This window comes from Pseudomonas sp. NFPP24, assembly GCF_900112095.1.
In the GTDB taxonomy this organism is placed as follows: domain Bacteria; phylum Pseudomonadota; class Gammaproteobacteria; order Pseudomonadales; family Pseudomonadaceae; genus Aquipseudomonas; species Aquipseudomonas extremorientalis.
Window position 1 is genome coordinate 22,958 of record NZ_FOKD01000011.1, and the last position, 20,416, is coordinate 43,373.

Here is a 20,416-nt window from a genome sequence, read left to right on the forward strand (position 1 = left end):
TACCCGTGGCGTCTATCTGCTTTGAGGGACACATATGAAGCTTCAACAACTGCGCTACATCTGGGAAGTGGCGCACCACGACCTCAACGTTTCCGCTACCGCTCAAAGCCTCTACACCTCGCAACCCGGTATCAGCAAGCAGATCCGCCTGCTCGAAGACGAGTTGGGCGTCGAAGTGTTCGCGCGCAGTGGCAAGCACCTCACCCGTGTCACCCCCGCCGGTGAGCGCATCATCACCACCGCCGGCGAGATCCTGCGCAAAGTCGAAAGCATCAAGCAGATCGCCCAGGAATTCTCCAACGAGAAGAAAGGCACCCTGTCCATCGCCACCACCCACACCCAGGCGCGTTACGCGTTGCCGCCGGTGATCCGTGATTTCATCAAGCAGTACCCGGATGTGGCCCTGCACATGCACCAGGGTTCGCCGATGCAGATCGCCGAGATGGCCGCTGACGGCACCGTCGATTTCGCCATTGCCACCGAGGCCCTGGAGCTGTTCGGCGACCTGGTGATGATGCCGTGCTACCGCTGGAACCGTTGCGTGGTCGTGCCGCAAGGTCACCCATTGGCCAAGCTGCCGAAGCTGACCCTGGAAGCCCTGGCCGAATACCCGATCGTGACCTACGTGTTCGGTTTCACCGGCCGTTCCAAGCTCGACGAAGCCTTCAGCCATCGTGGCCTCACGCCGAAAGTGGTGTTCACTGCCGCCGACGCCGACGTGATCAAGACTTATGTACGCCTGGGCCTGGGCGTGGGTATCGTCGCCAAGATGGCGGTCGACACGGCCCTCGACAAAGACCTGGTGGTGCTCGATGCCAGCGAGCTGTTCGAGTCCAGCGTGACCAAGATCGGCTTCCGTCGTGGCACCTTCCTGCGTGGCTTCATGTGCGATTTCATCGAGAAGTTTGCGCCGCACCTGACCCGCGAAGTCATGGCCAAGGCGATCCAGTGCCACAACAAGCAGGAGCTGGAAGAGCTGTTCGACGGCGTTGAATTGCCCGTCCATTAAGCCAGCGGTTTATTTGGCCTCGGTAACCGTAAAATGTTGCCGGGCGCCTGCCACCAGAATCTCCACCTCATCGCCTTCGAACTTGCCCAGCAGGCTTTTGCCCAGTGGTGAGCGCGGGGTGATGACGGTCACCGGTTGTCCAACCACGTCCACCTTTAAACCGGCCGCATCCGGTGCCAGGAACAGCCATTGCTGGCGACCGTTCTCGTCTTCCAGGCCCAGCAGGGCGTCGACTTCTATGCCGCGCTGATCATCGAAGGCACGTAATGGCATGTTCTGGCACAGCGCCAACGCCTGCCTGATCTCCTCGACGCGCTTGGCTTGCCCGGCCGCCAGATAGGACGCCTCCAGCCCCAGGGTGTCGTATTTGTTTTCAGCGATGTTTTCTTCGTGGGTCGCGGTTTCGTAGGCGGTCTGCGCAGCGCGCTGTGCGATGTCGAGGTCGACGCCGAGCTTTTCCAGGATCAGCAGGTGGACGGCGTGTTTATTCATGGTCATCAATCGCAGAATTGCAGGACATTGGCCCGGGTCTTTTCGTTGGGGGCGTTCTGGTCCTGTTGCAGCCAGAACTGGCATTTGGGGTTGGACAGGTTGCGCGCGTTGTTGCGCGCCTGCTCCAGGCTCTGTTGCTGTTCCTGCTTCTGCAGGTTCTGCTGATATTGCTCGAACATGCGATTCGGCGGTTCAGGCTCCGCCACAGCAGGTTTGCCCAATTGCTGTACGGCCTGGGCCACTGGCGCCAGGCTCTGGGGAAACAGGTAGCGCGACGCCAGCCAGGTGGTCAGCACGATGGCGATAAACCCCAGCCATACGCCAGACGCAATAGCGGCACTGAGCTTGAACAGCGACAACGGACGATCAGACATGGTGCCCTCCTGGCAGGCATTGATGGCGTGGCTGCGATTGTCGCACAGCCACAGTGCAGAATAATCGCGATCAAGCCTTCTGCATCCGCGCATTTATGCGGACAATCGAACCTTTGAGCGTTGGAGCCCGGAATGAAAGCCCGCTGGGATATTTTTTGCAGCGTCGTCGACAACTTCGGCGACATCGGCGTGACCTGGCGCCTGGCCCGGCAATTGGTGGCGGAACATGCCTGTGATGTGCGCTTGTGGGTCGACGACCTGCGCGCATTCGAGCGCATGTGCCCTGAGATTGATGTGCAACTCGACCAGCAATGGCAGGAAGGTGTCGAAGTGCGTCATTGGCCGACGGAGTGGGTGGGCGCGCCTGCAGCGGATGTCGTAATCGCCGCGTTTGCCTGCCAGTTGCCACCTGAGTATATGGAGGCCATGGCCGAGCGCGAACGCACGCCGGTGTGGATGAACCTGGATTATCTCAGCGCCGAGGAATGGGTCGTCGGTTGCCACCGGCTGCCATCGGTGAAGTTCAAGGGCGTGCAGAAGTACTTCTTCTTCCCCGGATTCCGGCCTGGCACCGGCGGCCTTTTGCGTGAGGCCGGGTTGCTGGAACAGCGTCGGGCTTTTCAGCAGGATGTGAACGTGCAACAAGACTTCCTGCAAACCTTGGGTGTGTTTCCCACAGCCGGTGCGCGGCTGATCTCACTGTTTGCCTATGAGAATGCCGGGCTCGCCAGTTGGCTGGACGTGTTATCGACGGACGGGCGTGCCACTCATCTATTGGTGCCGGAGGGGCGCATTCTTGGCGATGTGCAGCGTTGGTTGGGCTTGGAGCGGCTGGTGGCGGGGGATATCCAGCAGCGGGGATCGCTGACGGTGCAGGTGATTGCGTTCGTGCGCCAGGAGCAATACGACCGCCTGCTGTGGTGCTGTGACTTCAATGCCGTACGCGGTGAAGACTCGTTCGTGCGCGCCCAGTGGGCCGGGCGACCGCTGCTGTGGCATATCTATCGACAGGACGAAGATATTCACCTCGACAAACTCGATGCCTTCCTGGAGCTGTACACCGCAGGCTTATCACCCTCGGCAAGGGCGGCGCTGATCGGGCTCTGGCAAGCCTGGAACACGGAGGGCGATATGGCCCAGCCGTGGAAAATGCTGCTGGAACATTGGCCGGAGGTCAGCCAGCACGCCGAAACGTGGTGTCTGGAACAGGGCTTGCGGGCCGATCTTGCGACGGCGCTGGTGAACTTTCATGAAAGTTGGATATGATACGCCACCTTGAATTTTGTAAATCCCATCCAAATTTCGGATATATGCAATGAAAACTGGTAAAGAACTGAAACCCGGTACAGTGATCCGTCTCGAAAACGACCCTTGGCTGGTTCAGAAAGCTGAGTTCACCAAGTCTGGTCGTAACAGCGCCATCATGAAGACCAAGCTGAAGAACCTGCTGACCGGTTACAAGACCGAGATCGTCTACAGCGCCGATGACAAACTGGACGACGTAATCCTCGACCGCAAAGAAGCGACCCTGTCCTTCATCAGCGGCGACACCTACACGTTCATGGACACCACCGACTACACCATGTACGAGCTGAACGCTGAAGATATCGAAGCTGTTCTGCCGTTCATCGAAGAAGGTATGGAAGACGTCTGCGAAGCTATTTTCTTCGAAGAGCGCCTGGTTTCCGTAGAGCTGCCGACCACCATCGTGCGTAAAGTGGCCTACACCGAAGGTTCCGCTCGCGGCGACACGTCGGGCAAGGTGATGAAGCCTGCCAAGCTGAGCAATGGTACCGAACTGCAAGTGGCCGATTTCATCGAAATCGACGACCTGATCGAGATCGATACCCGCGAAGGCGGTTCGTACAAAGGTCGCGCCAAGAAGTAATTCTGGCCCCGCCGATACGAAAAAAAGCCCGACCTTGAGTCGGGCTTTTTCGTGGGCGCTGCTTTTTACTTCAAGTGTTGCTTCAGCTCATCCGAGGCCTGGAGCAATGCGGAGCGGACTGCCGGGACTTGGCTGACCACGTTGAGCAGACCGTAGTCGTGAATCATGCCGTTGTAGCGCACGGCAGTCACCGGTACACCGGCTGCGTCCAGCTTGCGGGCGTAGGCTTCACCCTCATCCCGCAGCACATCGGCGCTGGCGGTCTGGATCAGCGCAGGCGGCAAGCCTTTGAGCTGGTCGGTGGTGGCCCGCAGCGGCGAGGCATAGACCTCGGCGCGCTGGTTGGCGTCGGTGGTGTAGTTGTCCCAGAACCACTTCATCATGTTGCGGGTCAGGAAGTGCCCTTCGGCGTACTGGTTGTAGGACGCGGTGTCGAAATTGGCGTCGGTCACCGGCCATAGCAACAATTGGAACTTGATCGCCGGCGTGCCCTTATCCTTGGCCATCAGGCTGACCACTGCCGCCATGTTGCCGCCGACGCTGTTGCCCGCGACCGCCAGGCGCTTGCCATCGACATTGATCTCTTTACCGTGCTCGGCCACCCATTTTGTGGCGCCGTAGGCCTGGTTGATCGCCACCGGGTAATGCGCTTCCGGTGAAGGCGTGTAGTTGACGAATACCGCCACCGCCCCCGAACCCACCACCAGATCCCGCACCAGGCGCTCATGGGTCGGGTAATCCCCCAGCACCCAGCCGCCACCGTGGAAGAACATGAACACAGGCAATGTGCCCTTGACCCCGGCTGGCCGCACGATGGTCAGGTCCAGCGGCTTGCCGTCGACCTGGATGGTCTTCTGGCTCACATCCGCCTTGGGCAAGGTCAGCTTCACACCGGCCTGGGCGCCGGTCAGTACGGCACGGGCGTCCTTGGGCGTCAGTTGTTCCATCGGTTTGCCGTTGCCTGCGTTCAACACATCCAGGAAGGCCTGGGTGTTGTGCTCGACTTCACCGGTCGCCGCAAAGGCGTGGGTGATGGACAAGGCGAGCAGGGTGCCGGTGAGCGCTTTACCAATTGTGTTCATTTCGTTCTCCAGGGGCGGCCGGTTTCATTTAGACGATCACGTGCAGGCGTACATCGACGTTGCCACGGGTGGCGTTGGAGTACGGGCAGACTTGGTGGGCGGCGTCGACCAGGCTTTGCGCGTCGTCCTGGGCCAGGCCGGGCAGGCTGATGTGCAGGTCGATGTCCAGGCCGAAACCGCCGGGGATCTGGCCGATGCCAACGTGGGCGGTGATCGAGGCGTCATCCGGGATTTTGCGTTTGGTCTGGCTGGCGACGAATTTCAGGGCACCGATGAAGCAGGCCGAGTAGCCGGCAGCGAACAGTTGTTCAGGGTTGGTGGCCTGGCCGCCGGCACCGCCCAGTTCTTTGGGGGTGGAGAGTTTGACGTCGAGGATGTTGTCGCTGGAAACAGCACGACCATCACGGCCGCCGGTGGCGGTAGCTACTGCGGTGTAGAGCGTTTGCATGGTGTTTTCCTCTTGGCCGTTAGCGCTAAATGTTTGCGCGCTAAGTAGTTGGTGAGGCAAATGTATAGCGCTAACGTTTAGTGCGCAAGATAAATTTATAAAATATTGTCGTGTAGCCAAAACCGATGTGGGAGGGGCGTTCTAAATTGCGTTCTGCAAGTTGCTGCGCAGTGCAATCAAATCAGCTTGTAGCTTGCGTAGTTGGTCCAATTCCAGGCCGCTGGCGCCCAGGATGCACTGCGGTATCCCCAGGGCCTTGTCCTGCAGTGCCCGCCCGGCCTCGGTCAGTTCTACAACCACGACGCGTTCATCCTCGCGGCTGCGGGTACGGCTGAGCACACCTTCGGCTTCCAGGCGCTTGAGCAGTGGGGTAAGCGAGCCCGGATCGGTCAGCAGGCGACTGCTGATTTCGCCGACGGTCAAACCATCCTCTTCCCACAACACCATCATGGCCAGGTACTGCGGGTAGGTCAGGCCAAGTGCTTGCAGCAATGGCTTGTAGACCTTGGTCATCAGCAGCGAGGTGGAGTGCAAGGCGAAGCACAGCTGGTTGTCCAGCATCAGGGATTCGCACGGATCAGGGTTCTTGCTCATGGCGGTACCTCGAAAAAGCATGTCTGGGCTGGAATCTAGCGGGCAAATCTTTAATGCGCCAGATAATTCTGACCGAATGGTTAGACCAGGCCACTCTGCAGCGCCAGATCCCAAGGCGGCACCGGGCTGAACCGGGACTTCAGATACTCCAGCAGCAATCGGCTGCGGGCATTGGGTTGCTGTTCCAGGCGCAGCGCGTAGATCCCGGTGGTCTCGGGGCTGGGCAGGCCGTCTTCGCAGAACAAGGGCAGCAGTTCGCCGCGCACCAGGTATTCGCTGGCCAGCCACGTGGGCAGGTGAGCGATACCCAGTCCTGCCAAAGCACCAGACAACAAGGCTTCAGCGTTATTGGCACTCATGCGGATGCGTTGCGGGCGATAGGTGGCGCGGCGCCCATCCAGCTCGAAGCGCCAGGCGAACGTGGGCGCCAGGCCATCCCAGTCCAACCCATCGTGTTCGCTCAGTTCCCGAGGGTGGATCGGCGTGCCGCGGCTTTTCAGATAAGCCGGGCTGGCGCACGCGATGCGCACGATGCTCGCCAAGGGCGTGGCGATCAACCGCGTGTCGACGAGATGCCCGGCGCGCAGCACCAGGTCCACTTTGCCCAGGTGTGCGCCCTGCATATCCACAAAGCTGTCGATCAAATGCAGGTGCACATCCAGCCCCGGGTAGACATTCAGAAAGTCCGCAATCACCGGCGCCAGATGCCGTCGCCCAAACGCTGCCGGCGCATCTACCCGGATCAGGCCTTCCGGCGCGTGGCTGAGGGACACCGCTTCGGCACGCGCCAGTTGCAGCTCGCTGACGATCCGCCGTGCCCGCTCGGCGAAGGCCAGGCCGGCCGGGGTCGGCACCACGGCATGGGTGCTGCGCTGGAACAAGCGGCTGCCCACCGAGCTTTCCAGGCTGTCGATCCGCCGTGCTACCGCCGACGGCGTCAGCGGATGGCGGCGTGCGGCGGCGGAGAAACTGCCGGTCTCCAGTACATCGAGAAACAGGCTCAGTTGATCGGTCAGAGGATTGGGGTTCATCGTAAAGTCGCTTATGCGAGATTGGCACAGCCATTGTGCGTTGCTGTGCGTTTCCGCGCCAGAGCCGACTGCGTAGCATGCAAGGCCTGGGATTGCGGAGTAACAAGCGGTGTTGGATTTAGTGATGTACCTGATCTTGGGCGCGGCCCTCGGCACGGTGGGCGGCCTGTTTGGCATTGGCGGTGGGTTGATTGCCATCCCGGTGCTGGGCGTGTTGTTCGGCCTGGACCAGCAATTGGCCCAAGGCACCGCCTTGGTGATGGTGGTGCCCAACGTGATGCTGGCGCTGTGGCGCTATCACCAGCGCAACCGTATCGAGTTGCGCCATGCGCTGCCGCTCGGCGTCATGGGGTTCACGTTTGCCTGGCTGGGTTCGATCTGGGCGGTTGGGCTGGACGCGGGTGCAATGCGCATCGGTTTTATCGCTTTTTTGCTGGCACTGTCTGCCTACAACCTGCTGCGTATGTTCACCCGCAACGCACCGCCTACGGCGCAGATGCGCTATTCCTGGCCGTGGCTTGGAGTGCTCGGTGCCGCTTCCGGGTCCATGGGCGGTTTGTTTGGCGTCGGCGGCGCCGTGGTCGCTACGCCGGTGCTGACCAGTGTGTTCGGCACGAGCCAGGTGGTTGCCCAAGGGTTATCCCTGGCCTTGGCCTTGCCGAGCACGGGGGTGACATTGGTCACCTACGCCTGGCATCAGGAAGTGGACTGGATGATCGGTGTGCCGTTGGCCGTGGGCGGTTTGCTCAGCATCAGTTGGGGCGTGAAGGTGGCCCATGCACTGCCGGAACGTGTGCTGCGCGGTCTGTTCTGCGGCTTCCTGGTGGTGTGCGCGGTGATGTTGACCTTTAAAGTCTGAAACCTTCGAGGATGTATTCCGCCAGGCAGTCGGTGATGGGCGAATTCATCTGCGGGTTACGCAGCAAATGCAGATTCATTGACGGCAGCGGCGGGAAACCCTCGTCGCGGCCGAGTACGCGCAGGTCTTCGGTCACCAGGCTCTCCATGCTGACCATCACCGCCAGGCCTGCATTGACAACCGCCTGGATCGCCGACACGTTGGAGCTGTGGTAGGCCAGGCGATAATCGCGCCCGGCCGCGTCCAGTGCCGAGCGTGCCCACTGGGTATAAAGGCAATCGGCGCCGGACATCGCCAGCGGCAGGGCGTCGTGCTCGTCGGCGCAGAAGCACGGCGCCGCTGCCCACACCATGCGCTCCGTGCGCAACAGTTCACCGATCTCATTGCCCGGCTCACGACTGACAACGGTCAGTGCCAAATCCCGACGCTGCATCAATACCGTCGACGCCTCGCAGTGCATCTCGATCTGGATCAGCGGGTACGCCTTGGAGAACTGCTTGAGAATGCCCGGCAGGAACCGCATCACGTAGTCGTCCGGCGTGCCGATGCGCACCAACCCGACCATGTGCGGCTCGCGCAGGGTGTTGAACACCTCGCTGTGCAGTTTCAGGATACGCCGCGCATAGCCCAGCAATACCTGACCCTCAGGCGTCAGCCGCACCTGCCGGCCATCGCGCTCGAACAGCTTGCGCTGCAATACGTCCTCTTCCAGGCGCTTCATCTGCATGCTCACCGCCGATTGAGTGCGGTTGACCAGCTCGCCGGCGCGGGTAAAGCCGCCCTGGTCGGCGATGGCGACGAAGGTGCGCAGCACCTCAGTGTCGATGCTTGGGTAGCCGGACAATTGATCAATCTCCGAGATGTATTGCATAAGAAACATTCGTTGGATTGATCTTAAGCCCACGCACACACTTGCGCCATCCCCACTGGAGGGCGAGAAGATGAAAGGTCAAAGAGGTTTTGTATTACTGGCGAAACGTCCGTTTACCGGGCTGCTTCACAAGATTGTCCGTTGGCAGACGCTGCATGAGGAGCGCCAGATGCTGGCGACCTTGAGCGATGATGCGCTCAAGGACATCGGCCTCAATCGCGGCGACGTGGAGCAGGAGCTCCACCTGCATTTCTGGCAAGATCCGCTGCGAAAATGATCGCGGATGCAGTAGGGTAGTCGGCGAGCCCCCACGGAGAAACCCATGCCCGCCGACCAGTCGTTTTCACTCAAGCAAGCTCGACGCATGGCGCTGGCGGCCCAGGGTTTTTCCGGGCGCCAGGCGCCTGCACTGATCAAGGCTGCGCACCTCAACCGTATGATCGAGCGCCTGGGCGTGCTGCAGATCGATTCGGTCAATGCGGTGGTGCGCTCCCATTACCTGCCGCTGTTTTCCCGTCTGGGTCACTATTCCCCGTTGTTGCTCGAACAGGCTGCCTGGAGCCAGGGGCGGCGGCGTTCTCTGTTCGAATACTGGGGGCATGAGGCGTCGCTCCTGCCGATGGCATTGTTCCCGTTGATGCGCTGGCGTATGGAGCGGGCCAGGCAAGGGCAGGGCATTTATTCGCAGATGGCGCGTTTTGGGCGTGAGCAACAGGCCACGATTCAACGTGTACTGCACACTGTTGAGCAGCAGGGCGCGCTGGGTGCCGGCAGCTTGTCGACCCGCGAGGAACGCGCCGGCCCATGGTGGGACTGGAGCGACGAAAAGCACGCGTTGGAATGGCTGTTTGCTGCTGGTTTGGTCACAGTCGCCGGTCGGCGCGGGTTTGAGCGGCTCTATGATTTGCCGGAGCGGGTCATTCCCGGCGATATCCTTCAAACCACTGTGACCGAAGCCGAGGCCCAGCGTGGTTTGTTGCTGCACAGCGCCACCGCGTTGGGTGTCGGTACTGAAAAAGACCTGCGCGATTACTTCCGTCTCGATCCGGCCGACAGCCGCCATCGCCTTGCTGAACTGGTGGAGGACGGTCAACTGGTGACGTGCCAGGTGCAAGGCTGGAAACAGGCGGCGTACTGCCTGCCCGATCCCAAAGTGCCGCGCAAAGTGCCGGCCAGCGCCTTGTTGTCGCCGTTTGATTCGCTGGTCTGGGAGCGCAGTCGCACCGAGCGGCTGTTCGACTTCCGTTACCGGCTGGAGATCTACACCCCGCAGGACAAGCGGGTGTACGGTTACTACGTGCTGCCGTTCCTGCACAACGAGCGGATCGCCGCGCGCGTCGACCTGCGCGCCGAACGCGCCAATGGGCGCCTGGCGGTGCATGCGGTGCACGAAGAAGAGCCGGGGCTGGATGAGCAAGGGATGTTGGCGCTGGCGCAAAACCTGCGGCAAATGGCCGACTGGCTGGGGCTGGAGCAGGTGCAACTCAATTGCCAAAGGCCGAGTGCCGAGCGGCTGCGGGTGGCGATGATCAGCATGGGGGTTGGTCTTCAGGGTCTCATCGGGGGCGAGCCCCCTCCCACATTTTGATCTGTGAATACATTCAAGTGTGGGAGGGGGGCTTGCCCCCGATGAGGCCCTGAAGGCAACTGAAAACTCAGCGTTTGACCTGCTTCAAGGTCTCGGCAATCAGAAACGCCAGTTCCAGCGACTGATCGGCATTCATCCGTGGGTCGCAGTGGGTGTGATAGCGGTCCGACAAGCCATCCTCGGTGATCGGCCGTGCGCCGCCGATGCACTCGGTGACGTTCTGCCCGGTCATCTCGATGTGAATCCCGCCGGCATAGCTGCCTTCGGCCTGGTGCACCTGGAAAAACTCCTTCACCTCGCCGAGGATCTGCGCAAAGTCGCGGGTTTTGTAGCCGCTGCTGGCCTTGATGGTGTTGCCATGCATCGGGTCCGAGCTCCACAGCACCTGCTTGCCCTCGCGCTGCACGGCACGAATCAGGTGGGGCAGGTGATCGCCGACCTTGCCCGCGCCCATGCGCGCGATCAGGTTGAGGCGGCCGGGGTCGTTGTCCGGGTTGAGGATATCGATCAGGCGGATCAGGTCATCCGGGTTCATGCTCGGCCCGACCTTGACCCCGATCGGGTTGTTCACCCCGCGCAGGAACTCGACGTGAGCGCCGTCCAGTTGGCGAGTGCGATCGCCGATCCACAGCATATGGGCCGAGCAGTCGTAGTAGTCGTTGGTCAGGCTGTCACGGCGTACGAAGGCTTGTTCGTAGTTGAGCAGCAGCGCTTCGTGGGCGGTGAAGAAGCTGGTCTCGCGCAGTTGCGGCGAGCTGTCCATGCCGCAGGCGCGCATGAAGGCCAGGGTTTCGTCGATACGGTCGGCCAGTTGGCTGTATTTTTCGGCCAGCGCAGAGTTGGCGATAAAGTCCAGGTTCCACTTGTGCACCTGGTGCAGGTCGGCAAAACCGCCCTGGGCAAAGGCGCGCAGCAGGTTCAGGGTAGCGGTGGACTGGTGGTAGGACTGCAGCAGGCGGTCCGGGTCCGGCACGCGGCTTTTCTCGTCGAAACCGATGCCATTGACGATGTCGCCACGGTAGGCGGGCAGGGTGACACCGTCGATGGTTTCATCATTGGCCGAACGCGGCTTGGCGAACTGGCCCGCCATGCGCCCGACCTTGACCACCGGGCAGCCGGCGGCGAAGGTCATCACGATAGCCATTTGCAGCAGCACTTTGAACGTGTCGCGGATTTTCGCGGCGGAGAACTCGGCAAAACTCTCGGCGCAATCGCCGCCTTGCAGCAGGAACGCACGGCCCTGGGTCACCTCGGCAAACTGGCGGCGCAGTTCGCGAGCTTCTCCGGCAAACACCAGTGGCGGGTAGCTGGCCAGGTTCTGCTCCACTTGCAGCAAGTGTGCAGCGTCCGGGTACCGGGGTTGTTGCTGGATCGGCAGGGCGCGCCAGCTGTCGGGGCTCCAGGGTTGGCTCATCATGAACTCGATTGGCTGATTGACGGTGGGGCGCCAATGTTATCAGCAATTAGTGCGTGACCTGTTGCCGCCGGTTGGCCGACAATCGCGCCTTTGCCGTGCAGCAAACCCGTTAGGAGTTGTGATGACCGAGGAGCGTGTCGAGCGCCTGCTCGCCGAAGTCCATGATGAATTCGGCATGATCCGTGTGCTCGAAGTGGCCGATTACCGTTTTCTCGAGTTTGGCGATGCCATCGAGCAGAGCTGCGTGTTCACCGCTGACCCGAGCTGGCTGGAGTATGACTACACCCGTGCGATGCTGATCGGTGCGTTGTGTCATGAACAGCCTGAGAGCGCGCTGTTCCTTGGCCTGGGTGCCGGGACGTTGACGCAGGCGTGCCTCAGGTTCCTGCCGCTGGAAGATGTGGAAGCCATCGAGTTGCGCCCCGACGTGCCGCGCCTGGCCATCGAATACCTGGGGCTGGATGACGACCCGCGGTTGTATATCCGCATTGGTGATGCCCTCCAATTGCTGGAAACCGCCGAATCGGCAGACTTGATCTTCGTGGACCTCTATACGGACGTCGGTCCCGGCGTCGGGCACCTGGCCTGGACCTTTCTGGAAAACTGCCAGAAGAAACTCAATCCCGGCGGCTGGCTGGTGATCAACCAATGGGCCACCGATGACGGCAAGCCGTTGGGCGCGGCATTGTTGCGCGGGTTGTATCACCGGCATTACTGGGAGCTGCCGGTGAAGGAGGGCAACGTGATCTTGCTGGTGCCTTCGGAGTTGGATCAGGAGCTGGATATGCAAGCGTTGACGGCGCGTGCCGAGGCATTGGTGCCACGCCTGGGGTATTCGTTGCAGGCGTTGATCAAGGCGATCCGGCCGGCTACTTGATTGCCTGAACTGGCCCTTTCGCGGGCAAGCCCGCTCCCACATTTGGACTGCATTCCCCTGTTGAAATGTATTCCCCTGTGGGAGCGGGCTTGCCCGCGAAGAGGCCATCACTGACGACGACTAAATACCTTTGAACACCCCTGGCCGCTTCTCCACCATCGCCAGCACCCCTTCGTTGGCATCCTCACTGTTGAGCAATTTGTCCACCATCGGCGGCAACGCCTCAGCCGCCACGGCTTCGCCTTCCATGCGCGCCAGCCGTGCCGACATCAACGTGGCCTGCACGCCCAGCGGTGCCTGGCGCGCAATGCGGTTGGCCAGTTCGACGGCGCGGGGCAGCAAGTCCTCGCTGGCCATCACTTCCTGCACCAGGCCCAGGCGCAGGGCTTCATGGGCATCGAATTCGTCGCCGGTGAGCAGCCAGCGCATCGCGTTGCCCCAGCCGGCGATCTGATGAAGGCGCAGTGTCGCGCCGCCGAACGGAAAGATCCCACGCTGCACTTCCATCTGCGCAAAGCGCGTGTTGCTCGCGCACAAGTTGATATCGGCGGCCAGCATCAATTCGATACCGATGGTCAGACAGTAGCCCTGGGCTGCGACGATCACCGGTTTGCTCACGCGCGGGCCGGCAAATACGCCCCACGGATCACAACCGCCCAGAGGCGGCTGCCAGCCGCCGGCCATTACGCCGCTGACATTGGCCAGGTCCAGCCCGGCGGTAAAGTGGTCGCCATGGGCAAACACCACCGCCACCCGAGCGTCATCATTTCGATCAAATTCGCCATACGCCAGGCTCAGCTCATTGAGCAGGTCGAGGTCGAACGCGTTGCGTTTGGCCACCCGGTCCAGACCCAAAAGCAAGACATGACCCTGGAGTTCACGGCTGACGCGGCTGCTGCTGGCTTGATTCATCGGGTGTGCCCTCGGGCGCGGGGAAAGGTTTCGGACCAAAGGGCCGCAACGCTCAGGTGAACCGTTTAAGCGTTATGACCAGCAGGGCCGGGCCTCTGGAAAATAGACCCTGCCGGCGTTATCTGCAAAGACTGTGACATAGCGCGGTTTATCGGTACATGGCGATAAAAAAAGCTCCCTTTTTCAGCTATTTCCGGTATAGTGCGCGCCGGCCTTTAACCGGGCCGCGTTTAGGTAGCGCAATTCCCCGAAGTCAGCTTCGGCTGCACGTCCGCACAGCGGACTCTCCCTTGACGAATCTTTTTCATTCATTCGTTTTCGCAAATCCCCGCCGACAAAGCAGCCAGGGCGACTCTTGAGTCTCAACACGGCATGCGCAGCTTTGGAGCATGGGTCTTTGCGGATGCACTTAGAGGCAGACCCATGACCCAGGAAACCGGCGGCTTCGCCGCTTTTAATCTCAACCCGAATATTCTTGCAGCCGTCGCAGCGACCGGCTACGAAGAGCCTTCGGCGATTCAGCAGCAATCGATCCCGATCATCATGGCCGGCCAGGACATGATTGGCCAGGCGCAAACCGGTACCGGTAAAACCGCCGCGTTCGCCCTGCCTATCCTGCACTGCATCGATCCTGCCAAGCGCGAACCGCAAGCCCTGATCCTGGCGCCAACTCGTGAGTTGGCGCTGCAAGTAGCAACCGCTTTTGAAACCTACGCCAAGCAAATGCCAGGCGTAACCGTTGTGGCCGTTTACGGCGGCGCGCCTATGGGCCCGCAACTCAAGGCAATCCGCAATGGCGCACAGATCGTTGTCGCCACCCCGGGCCGCCTGTGCGACCACCTGCGTCGTGACGAGAAAGTCCTGTCGACCGTGAACCACCTGGTTCTGGACGAAGCTGACGAAATGTTGAAGCTGGGCTTCATGGATGACCTGGAAGTCATCTTCAAGGCACTGCCACCAACCCGTCAGACCGTACTGTTCTCGGCCACCCTGCCACAGTCGATCCGTGCCATTGCCGAACGCCACCTGCGCGATCCGCAACACGTGAAGATCCAGACCAAGACCCAGACCGTTACCGCGATCGAACAGGCTCACCTGTTGGTTCACGCTGACCAGAAGACCTCGGCTGTATTGAGCCTGCTGGAAGTCGAAGACTTCGACGCCCTGATCATGTTCGTGCGCACCAAGCAAGCGACCCTGGACCTGGCCAGTGCCCTGGAAGCCAAAGGCTACAAAGCCGCTGCGCTGAACGGTGACATCGCCCAGAACCAGCGTGAGCGCGTGATCGACTCCCTCAAGGATGGCCGCCTGGACATCGTTGTAGCGACCGACGTTGCTGCCCGTGGCCTCGACGTTCCACGTATCACCCACGTGTTCAACGTTGACATGCCGTACGACCCGGAGTCCTACGTGCACCGTATCGGCCGTACCGGCCGTGCCGGTCGCGAAGGTCGTGCACTGCTGCTGGTGACGCCGCGTGAGCGCCGCATGCTGCAAGTGATCGAGCGTGTGACCGGTCAGAAAGTCGCTGAAGTGCGCCTGCCGGATGCCCAGGCAGTCCTCGATGCCCGCATCAAGAAACTGACCAACAGCCTGGCACCACTGGTGGCTGACGCTGAATCGACCCACGGCGACCTGCTGGACCGCCTGACCGCCGACATCGGTTGCACCCCGCGTGCCCTGGCTGCAGCCCTGCTGCGCAAGGCAACCAACGGTCAAGCCCTGACCCTGGCGGCCATCGAGAAAGAACGTCCACTGGTGCCGAACAGCGCACCGCGCGGTGATCGTCCGGAGCGTTCCGGCGACCGTCCAGACCGTGGTGATCGTGAGCGTCGCGCTCCGGTTCCATTGGCTGAAGGCCGTGCGCGTTGCCGTACCGCGCTGGGCGCGCGTGATGGCATCGCTGCCAAGAACCTGCTGGGCGCTATCCTCAATGAGGGTGGTCTGGCACGTGAAGCCATCGGTCGCATCCAGGTCCGTGACAGCTTCTCCCTGGTGGAACTGCCGGAAGACGGTCTGGAAAAACTGCTGACCAAGCTCAAAGACACTCGCGTTGCCGGTAAGCAGCTCAAACTGCGTCGCTACCGCGAAGATTGATCCGCCCTTGGGCTGATTGATCGCACAAAAAAAATCCCCGACTGGTTCGGGGATTTTTTTGCCTGAAATTTACTTTAGCCGAAGCGGTAGATGTCCATCCCCAGCGCGCCCATGGTGAATCCCTGGTGCGCCACGCTGAATTCGCCACCGGCGCCACGGGCAAAGTACAGGGGCAGCAAGTGTTCATCACTGGGGTGGCTACGCACGGCATTCGGTGCCTGGCGGCGATAGTCGTGCAGCGCGGTTTCATCGTTGGCTGCCAGCTTGTCCACCACCCAGTCCCGGAAATTCCGCGCCCATGGCTCGATGCTCTCCGGGCCTGCATGCCAGTCCAACTCGCCCAGGTTGTGGGTGATGCTGCCGGAGCCGATCAACAACACGCCTTGCTCACGCAGGCCCGCAAGGGCATGTCCGACACGGGTCTGCAGGGCTGGGCCCATGCGGCTCGGCAAAGACACCTGCACCACCGGGATATCCGCCGCCGGGTACATCAGCGACAGCGGGACCCAGGTGCCATGGTCGAAGGGGCGACGGTCATCGATGCGCGCATTCAGGCCATCGGCGTGCAGCAGCTCGACAATCTTGCCGGCCAGTTGCGGGTCACCCGGTGCCGGGTACTGCACGGCAAACAGCTCGCGGGGGAAGCCGCCGAAGTCGTGCCAGGTTTCGGGCGCTGCGCTGCCGCTGACCAGAAGTTCAGGGCTTTCCCAGTGCGCCGACACCACCACGATGGCCTTCGGTCGGGGCAGCTCGGCCGCTAGCTGTTGCAGCGCCGGGCCGCTGGCGCCGGGTTGCAGGGCGAGCATGGGCGACCCGTGGGAGATAAACAGGCTGGGCAACATAAGGAGGGTCCTGAGCGTTAACATGGGCCCATCTTCAATCAGATCATTGATCTAAATCTAATATAAGTTTTAGTGCCTTTTGATCGAATTTTCGGGGTGATCTATGGAGCCTAAATTTTGGCAGGACCGCTGGGCAAGCAACCAGATCGGCTTTCACCAACCCAAGGTCAATCCGTATCTACAACGACATTGGCCGCAACTGGGCCTGGCCGAGGGCGCGCAGGTGTTGGTGCCCTTGTGTGGCAAAAGCCTGGACTTGATGTGGCTGGCCAGCCAGGGGCTGCGAGTATTGGGTGTGGAGCTGTCGGAGCAGGCGGTCGAGGCGTTTTTCGACGAACAGGACCTTGTGCCCCGTATCACGCAACGGGGCACCTTTGCGGTGTATCAGGCGGGCTTGATCGAGGTGTGGTGTGGCGACTTCTTCACCCTTGATGCTGAGGCGCTGGCCGATTGCGCTGCGCTTTATGACCGCGCCGCCCTCATCGCCTTGCCGCCGCTGATGCGTGTGCGGTATGCCGAGCATCTGAACAGTCTGTTGCGTCCAGGTTGCGAGGGGCTGTTGATCACCCTCGATTACGACCAGACGCAAAAAGCCGGACCACCGTTTGCAGTAACGGATGACGAGGTGAAGGTGTTGCTGGGTGCGCACTGGGCCTTGGAGGTGCTGGAAGAACAAGACATCCTGGGCGAGAGCTGGAAGTTCGTGCAGGACGGCGTCACGCGGCTGGATGAACGGGTGTATCAGTTGACCAGGCGCTGAATTTTCCATCGCTATCGGGGGCAAGCCCCCTCCCACATTTTGATCTGTGAAAACCTTTAAGTGTGGGAGGGGGCTTGCCCCCGATGAGGCCTTCAGACCTGCAAAAAAGGGCGATCAGATCGCCCTTTTTTGTGTTGCCTGTCAGCCCCGACGACGCAACGCGTCGATCCGCTCTTCCAGCGGCGGGTGGCTCATGAACAGGCGAGCCATGCCTTGCTTGATACCGCCGTTGATGCCGAAGGCGGTCAGGCTGTCCGGCATATGCACCGGCAGGCCTTGTTCGGAACGCAGGTGTTGCAGCGCTGCGATCATTGCCCCTGTACCGGCCAGGCGTGCACCGGCTTCGTCTGCACGGAACTCCCGTTTGCGCGAAAACCACATGGTGATTGCGCTGGCCAGGAAACCCAGCACCAGCTCGGCAAAGATGGTCGCCACGAAGTAGGCAATGCCGCGGCCGCCTTCGTTCTTGAAGATCACCTTGTCGACAAAGTTGCCGATGATCCGCGCGAAGAACATCACGAAGGTGTTCACCACACCCTGGACCAGCGCCAGGGTGACCATGTCGCCATTGGCTACGTGGCCGATTTCGTGGGCCAGCACGGCTTTCACTTCGTCGTAGGAGAAGCGTTCCAGCATGCCCTGGCTGACTGCAACGAGTGCGTCGTTCTTGTTCCAGCCGGTGGCAAAGGCGTTGGCTTCATAGGCCGGGAAGATCCCGACTTCAGGCATCTTGATGCCGGCCTCGCGGGACAACTCCTCGACGGTCTGCAGCAACCATTGCTCATGCCGGGTACGTGGCTGGGTGATGACCTGGGTGCTGGTGCTCATCTTCGCCATCCACTTGGAGATGAACAGCGAGAACAGCGAGCCGGCGAAACCAAAGACCGCACAGAAAACCAGCAGCTGATTGAGGTTCAGGTCAACCCCGTTGGCCGCCATGAACCCGTTGAAGCCGAAAAGGCTCAAGGTGATGCTGGCAATCAGCACGACCGCAAGGTTAGTGGCCAAGAACAGCAGGATGCGCATCATGGTTGTAGAGTTCTCCTCATGCTTAATATGTCGCGTACTGCGGGGTATATAAGGTGCCGCATAGGGTGATTCAACCGAGCGACTATTTCAAACTGTGTCCTACAGCCGGAATGTAGAGGCTTGAAGGGAATTTCCGACGGGGAAAAGATCGTTCGATTGGTTCATCGTTGCCTTGAAGCCCTTTGATTTAGGGGGCGAGTGGTTTTTGCGGCGTCGGTGAAGTGGCAGGGCAGGGGAGAGGAAGAGAAGTGTTGCCAGATACTCGCCGTACGACCGATTGTCGGTCGTACGGCGCCGTTTCTCTTACTGGCGATAGGACTTGAGGAAGTTGCCGATACGACCGATGGCCATGTCCAGGTCATCCACGCGCGGCAACGTCACCACACGGAAGTGATCCGGCCACGGCCAGTTGAACGCGGTGCCTTGCACCACCAGCAGTTTTTCCGACAGCAACAGGTCGAGCACGAACTTTTCGTCGTTGAGGATCGGGCATACCTTTGGGTCGATCCGCGGGAACGCGTACAACGCCCCCATGGGTTTCACGCAACTGACGCCCGGGATTGCATTGAGCAGTTCCCAAGTACGGTTGCGCTGCTCCAGCAGGCGGCCTTGGGGCAATACCAGATCATTGATGCTCTGGTAGCCGCCCAGGGCGGTCTGGATGGCGTGCTGGCTCGGCACGTTGGCACACAGGCGCATGTTGGCCAGCATGTCGATGCCTTCGATATAACTCTGGGCGTTGTGCTTGGGACCAGAGATGGCGATCCAGCCGGAACGGAAACCCGCCACGCGGTAAGACTTGGACAGGCCGTTGAAGGTCAGGCACAGCAGGTCTGGCGCCAGGGAGGCGGTGCACACGTGTACGGCGTCATCGTAGAGGATCTTGTCGTAGATCTCGTCGGAGAACACCACCAGGTTGTGCTGGCGTGCCAGTTCGAGCATGCCCAGCAGCACTTCCTTGGAATACACGGCGCCGGTCGGGTTGTTCGGGTTGATGATCACCAGGGCCTTGGTATTCGGGGTGATCTTGGCCTTGATGTCGGCCAGGTCCGGGAACCAGTCGGCGCCTTCGTCACACAGGTAGTGCACCGGGTGGCCACCGGCCAGGGTCACGGCGGCGGTCCACAATGGGTAGTCCGGCGCCGGTACCAGTACTTCGTCGCCATTGTTGAGCAGGGCCTGCATGGACATCACGATCAGCTCGGACACGCCATTGCCCAGGTAGATGTCTTCGATGCCGACACCTTCGACCTGCTTCTGCTGGTAGTACTGCATCACGGCCTTGCGCGCACTGAACAGGCCTTTGGAGTCGCTGTAGCCCTGGGCGGTGGGCAGGTTGCGGATCACGTCCTGGAGGATTTCGTCCGGCGCTTCGAAACCAAAGGGCGCCGGGTTGCCAATGTTCAGCTTGAGGATGCGATGGCCTTCCTCTTCCAGGCGTTTGGCGTGCTTGAGCACTGGGCCGCGAATGTCGTAGCAGACGTTGGCGAGCTTGTTCGATTTGCTGACCTGCATGGCGATGTGATCCTGAAAATGAACGATCCAGACGGTGTGGGCACTACCGTACTGTGAATCCTGCGAAGGCCGCACCCATAAATACGTTTGAATGCCGGTAGCGCGGGTGCCAGACTGGCGTTTTGAAGAGGCGCAATCATACGTGCCGCCTGATCCATGGAAAAGACACAGATCAGGCTTTTTCAGTTGCCGAGGTGTACCGATGGAAAAGTTGGATAAAACGCTGGAGGAATGGCGGGAGATGCTCGACCCCGCGCAATATCAGGTCTGTCGACTGAAGGGCACTGAGCGCCCGTTCTCCGGCAAGTACAACGCCACCACCACGGATGGCGTGTACCACTGCATTTGCTGCAACGAACCGCTGTTCGATTCCAGCACCAAGTTCGATGCGGGCTGTGGCTGGCCTAGCTTCTACGAGCCGATTGCCGAGAGCGCGATGATCGAGATCCGCGACGTCAGCCACGGCATGATCCGCACCGAAGTTACCTGCGCCAAATGCGATGCGCACCTGGGGCATGTGTTCCCGGACGGCCCGCCGCCGACCGGCTTGCGTTACTGCATCAACTCGGTGTGCCTGGACCTCGTTCCGCGTTGAATTGAACCGCGCTGCACCCTGCAGGAGCCCGGCAAGACGGGCTCCTGCAAGGGAGGGGTAATAGCGAGGTATCAATTTCGCCAATTAAATTGCACGCAATTTAATTGGCGACTATCTTTTTCCTTCTTTCCCCGCT

Annotated in this window: 22 protein-coding genes; 10 read left to right on the plus strand and 12 right to left on the minus strand. The window is 60.8% G+C overall.

The annotated features are described in order from the left end of the window. Positions 1-34: 34 nt before the first annotated feature. Entirely contained in the window at positions 35-1,009 is a 975-nt protein-coding gene (cysB, locus tag BM026_RS21985; RefSeq protein ID WP_012722988.1) for an HTH-type transcriptional regulator CysB, read from the plus strand. A 9-nt stretch (positions 1,010-1,018) separates the two neighbouring features. Here the strand turns inward: cysB and BM026_RS21990 are convergent, their stop codons facing one another. Next, positions 1,019-1,501: a GreA/GreB family elongation factor gene (locus BM026_RS21990; protein ID WP_093530184.1), complete on the minus strand. Its 483-nt coding sequence runs from the start codon at positions 1,499-1,501 to the stop codon at positions 1,019-1,021. A gap of 5 nt (positions 1,502-1,506) precedes the next feature. Then, positions 1,507-1,875 carry a hypothetical protein gene (locus BM026_RS21995; protein WP_092247693.1) on the minus strand — a complete coding sequence of 123 codons (369 nt, stop codon included), beginning with the start codon at positions 1,873-1,875 and terminating at the stop codon, positions 1,507-1,509. 132 nt (positions 1,876-2,007) lie between these two features. Here BM026_RS21995 and earP point away from each other — a divergent pair, with 132 nt between their 5' ends. Both earP and BM026_RS22005 read left to right on the plus strand, forming a co-directional pair. After that, positions 2,008-3,141, plus strand: coding sequence for an elongation factor P maturation arginine rhamnosyltransferase EarP (gene earP / locus BM026_RS22000; RefSeq protein ID WP_093514409.1), 1,134 nt, complete (start codon positions 2,008-2,010; stop codon positions 3,139-3,141). A gap of 49 nt (positions 3,142-3,190) precedes the next feature. Then, entirely contained in the window at positions 3,191-3,763 is a 573-nt protein-coding gene (locus tag BM026_RS22005; RefSeq protein ID WP_003172723.1) for an elongation factor P, read from the plus strand. Between the two features lie 65 nt (positions 3,764-3,828). On the opposite strand, the gene BM026_RS22010 is transcribed toward BM026_RS22005, so the two are convergent. The 4 genes from BM026_RS22010 to BM026_RS22025 all read right to left on the minus strand — a co-directional run bounded on the left by BM026_RS22010 (position 3,829) and on the right by BM026_RS22025 (position 6,918). After that, positions 3,829-4,845 carry an alpha/beta hydrolase gene (locus BM026_RS22010; protein WP_092247699.1) on the minus strand — a complete coding sequence of 339 codons (1,017 nt, stop codon included), beginning with the start codon at positions 4,843-4,845 and terminating at the stop codon, positions 3,829-3,831. A 28-nt stretch (positions 4,846-4,873) separates the two neighbouring features. Beyond that, a complete protein-coding gene (locus tag BM026_RS22015) occupies positions 4,874-5,293 on the minus strand; it encodes an organic hydroperoxide resistance protein (RefSeq protein WP_071488523.1) in 420 nt (139 codons plus the stop codon). A gap of 141 nt (positions 5,294-5,434) precedes the next feature. Next, positions 5,435-5,887: a MarR family winged helix-turn-helix transcriptional regulator gene (locus tag BM026_RS22020; RefSeq protein WP_071488522.1), complete on the minus strand. Its 453-nt coding sequence runs from the start codon at positions 5,885-5,887 to the stop codon at positions 5,435-5,437. Between the two features lie 80 nt (positions 5,888-5,967). Beyond that, positions 5,968-6,918, minus strand: a complete 951-nt coding sequence (locus BM026_RS22025) for a LysR family transcriptional regulator (RefSeq protein ID WP_071488521.1) — start codon at positions 6,916-6,918, stop codon at positions 5,968-5,970. Positions 6,919-7,027: 109 nt separating this feature from the next. Between BM026_RS22025 and BM026_RS22030 the strand changes: the two genes are divergently transcribed. Continuing rightward, positions 7,028-7,777 (plus strand): sulfite exporter TauE/SafE family protein, encoded by a 750-nt coding sequence (locus tag BM026_RS22030; RefSeq protein ID WP_071488520.1) that lies wholly within the window; start codon positions 7,028-7,030, stop codon positions 7,775-7,777. Here BM026_RS22030 and BM026_RS22035 read toward each other — a convergent pair. Then, complete coding sequence (locus BM026_RS22035; RefSeq protein WP_071488519.1) at positions 7,767-8,648, minus strand: LysR substrate-binding domain-containing protein; 882 nt, start codon at positions 8,646-8,648, stop codon at positions 7,767-7,769. The two genes, BM026_RS22030 and BM026_RS22035, sit on opposite strands and share 11 nt — an antisense overlap. Positions 8,649-8,718: 70 nt before the next feature. Here BM026_RS22035 and BM026_RS22040 point away from each other — a divergent pair, with 70 nt between their 5' ends. Then, a complete protein-coding gene (locus BM026_RS22040; RefSeq protein WP_256572969.1) occupies positions 8,719-8,925 on the plus strand; it encodes a DUF1127 domain-containing protein in 207 nt (68 codons plus the stop codon). Between the two features lie 45 nt (positions 8,926-8,970). Continuing rightward, positions 8,971-10,236 (plus strand): winged helix-turn-helix domain-containing protein, encoded by a 1,266-nt coding sequence (locus BM026_RS22045; protein WP_093514410.1) that lies wholly within the window; start codon positions 8,971-8,973, stop codon positions 10,234-10,236. Between the two features lie 67 nt (positions 10,237-10,303). Here BM026_RS22045 and BM026_RS22050 read toward each other — a convergent pair whose 3' ends face one another. Beyond that, positions 10,304-11,650: a class II 3-deoxy-7-phosphoheptulonate synthase gene (locus BM026_RS22050; RefSeq protein WP_071488516.1), complete on the minus strand. Its 1,347-nt coding sequence runs from the start codon at positions 11,648-11,650 to the stop codon at positions 10,304-10,306. 124 nt (positions 11,651-11,774) lie between these two features. Here BM026_RS22050 and BM026_RS22055 point away from each other — a divergent pair, with 124 nt between their 5' ends. Next, positions 11,775-12,530 carry a spermidine synthase gene (locus BM026_RS22055; RefSeq protein WP_092247711.1) on the plus strand — a complete coding sequence of 252 codons (756 nt, stop codon included), beginning with the start codon at positions 11,775-11,777 and terminating at the stop codon, positions 12,528-12,530. A gap of 120 nt (positions 12,531-12,650) precedes the next feature. Here BM026_RS22055 and BM026_RS22060 read toward each other — a convergent pair whose 3' ends face one another. Then, on the minus strand, positions 12,651-13,442 hold the full coding sequence (locus BM026_RS22060) for a crotonase/enoyl-CoA hydratase family protein (protein WP_092247714.1): 792 nt from the start codon (positions 13,440-13,442) through the stop codon (positions 12,651-12,653). Positions 13,443-13,865: 423 nt separating this feature from the next. On the opposite strand from BM026_RS22060, the gene BM026_RS22065 reads away from it, so the two are divergent. Beyond that, positions 13,866-15,539 (plus strand): DEAD/DEAH box helicase, encoded by a 1,674-nt coding sequence (locus BM026_RS22065; protein ID WP_058427958.1) that lies wholly within the window; start codon positions 13,866-13,868, stop codon positions 15,537-15,539. A gap of 74 nt (positions 15,540-15,613) precedes the next feature. Here the strand turns inward: BM026_RS22065 and BM026_RS22070 are convergent, their stop codons facing one another. Continuing rightward, positions 15,614-16,381, minus strand: coding sequence for a DODA-type extradiol aromatic ring-opening family dioxygenase (locus BM026_RS22070; RefSeq protein ID WP_092247717.1), 768 nt, complete (start codon positions 16,379-16,381; stop codon positions 15,614-15,616). A 103-nt stretch (positions 16,382-16,484) separates the two neighbouring features. Here BM026_RS22070 and BM026_RS22075 point away from each other — a divergent pair, with 103 nt between their 5' ends. Next, positions 16,485-17,141 (plus strand): thiopurine S-methyltransferase, encoded by a 657-nt coding sequence (locus BM026_RS22075; RefSeq protein ID WP_093530082.1) that lies wholly within the window; start codon positions 16,485-16,487, stop codon positions 17,139-17,141. 141 nt (positions 17,142-17,282) lie between these two features. On the opposite strand, the gene htpX is transcribed toward BM026_RS22075, so the two are convergent. Together htpX and BM026_RS22085 are read right to left on the minus strand one after the other, a co-directional pair. After that, on the minus strand, positions 17,283-18,170 hold the full coding sequence (htpX, locus tag BM026_RS22080; protein ID WP_058427954.1) for a protease HtpX: 888 nt from the start codon (positions 18,168-18,170) through the stop codon (positions 17,283-17,285). A gap of 303 nt (positions 18,171-18,473) precedes the next feature. Then, the gene (locus BM026_RS22085) at positions 18,474-19,685 is read right to left on the minus strand and encodes a pyridoxal phosphate-dependent aminotransferase (RefSeq protein ID WP_016978462.1); all 1,212 of its coding nucleotides are present in this window, start codon (positions 19,683-19,685) and stop codon (positions 18,474-18,476) included. Positions 19,686-19,887: 202 nt separating this feature from the next. On the opposite strand from BM026_RS22085, the gene msrB reads away from it, so the two are divergent. Then, complete coding sequence (msrB, locus tag BM026_RS22090) at positions 19,888-20,280, plus strand: peptide-methionine (R)-S-oxide reductase MsrB (RefSeq protein WP_071488511.1); 393 nt, start codon at positions 19,888-19,890, stop codon at positions 20,278-20,280. The last annotated feature ends 136 nt before the right edge of the window (positions 20,281-20,416 follow it).

Bases quoted from the DNA above. Each gene is read 5' to 3' on its own strand.
- cysB (WP_012722988.1), top strand. From the start codon at position 35: ATGAAGCTTCAACAACTGCGCTACATCTGGGAAGTGGCGCACCACGAC.
- BM026_RS21990 (WP_093530184.1), bottom strand. From the start codon at position 1,501: ATGAATAAACACGCCGTCCACCTGCTGATCCTGGAAAAGCTCGGCGTC.
- BM026_RS21995 (WP_092247693.1), bottom strand. From the start codon at position 1,875: ATGTCTGATCGTCCGTTGTCGCTGTTCAAGCTCAGTGCCGCTATTGCG.
- earP (WP_093514409.1), top strand. From the start codon at position 2,008: ATGAAAGCCCGCTGGGATATTTTTTGCAGCGTCGTCGACAACTTCGGC.
- BM026_RS22005 (WP_003172723.1), top strand. From the start codon at position 3,191: ATGAAAACTGGTAAAGAACTGAAACCCGGTACAGTGATCCGTCTCGAA.
- BM026_RS22010 (WP_092247699.1), bottom strand. From the start codon at position 4,845: ATGAACACAATTGGTAAAGCGCTCACCGGCACCCTGCTCGCCTTGTCC.
- BM026_RS22015 (WP_071488523.1), bottom strand. From the start codon at position 5,293: ATGCAAACGCTCTACACCGCAGTAGCTACCGCCACCGGCGGCCGTGAT.
- BM026_RS22020 (WP_071488522.1), bottom strand. From the start codon at position 5,887: ATGAGCAAGAACCCTGATCCGTGCGAATCCCTGATGCTGGACAACCAG.
- BM026_RS22025 (WP_071488521.1), bottom strand. From the start codon at position 6,918: ATGAACCCCAATCCTCTGACCGATCAACTGAGCCTGTTTCTCGATGTA.
- BM026_RS22035 (WP_071488519.1), bottom strand. From the start codon at position 8,648: ATGCAATACATCTCGGAGATTGATCAATTGTCCGGCTACCCAAGCATC.
- BM026_RS22040 (WP_256572969.1), top strand. From the start codon at position 8,719: ATGAAAGGTCAAAGAGGTTTTGTATTACTGGCGAAACGTCCGTTTACC.
- BM026_RS22045 (WP_093514410.1), top strand. From the start codon at position 8,971: ATGCCCGCCGACCAGTCGTTTTCACTCAAGCAAGCTCGACGCATGGCG.
- BM026_RS22050 (WP_071488516.1), bottom strand. From the start codon at position 11,650: ATGAGCCAACCCTGGAGCCCCGACAGCTGGCGCGCCCTGCCGATCCAG.
- BM026_RS22055 (WP_092247711.1), top strand. From the start codon at position 11,775: ATGACCGAGGAGCGTGTCGAGCGCCTGCTCGCCGAAGTCCATGATGAA.
- BM026_RS22060 (WP_092247714.1), bottom strand. From the start codon at position 13,442: ATGAATCAAGCCAGCAGCAGCCGCGTCAGCCGTGAACTCCAGGGTCAT.
- BM026_RS22065 (WP_058427958.1), top strand. From the start codon at position 13,866: ATGACCCAGGAAACCGGCGGCTTCGCCGCTTTTAATCTCAACCCGAAT.
- BM026_RS22070 (WP_092247717.1), bottom strand. From the start codon at position 16,381: ATGTTGCCCAGCCTGTTTATCTCCCACGGGTCGCCCATGCTCGCCCTG.
- BM026_RS22075 (WP_093530082.1), top strand. From the start codon at position 16,485: ATGGAGCCTAAATTTTGGCAGGACCGCTGGGCAAGCAACCAGATCGGC.
- htpX (WP_058427954.1), bottom strand. From the start codon at position 18,170: ATGATGCGCATCCTGCTGTTCTTGGCCACTAACCTTGCGGTCGTGCTG.
- BM026_RS22085 (WP_016978462.1), bottom strand. From the start codon at position 19,685: ATGCAGGTCAGCAAATCGAACAAGCTCGCCAACGTCTGCTACGACATT.
- msrB (WP_071488511.1), top strand. From the start codon at position 19,888: ATGGAAAAGTTGGATAAAACGCTGGAGGAATGGCGGGAGATGCTCGAC.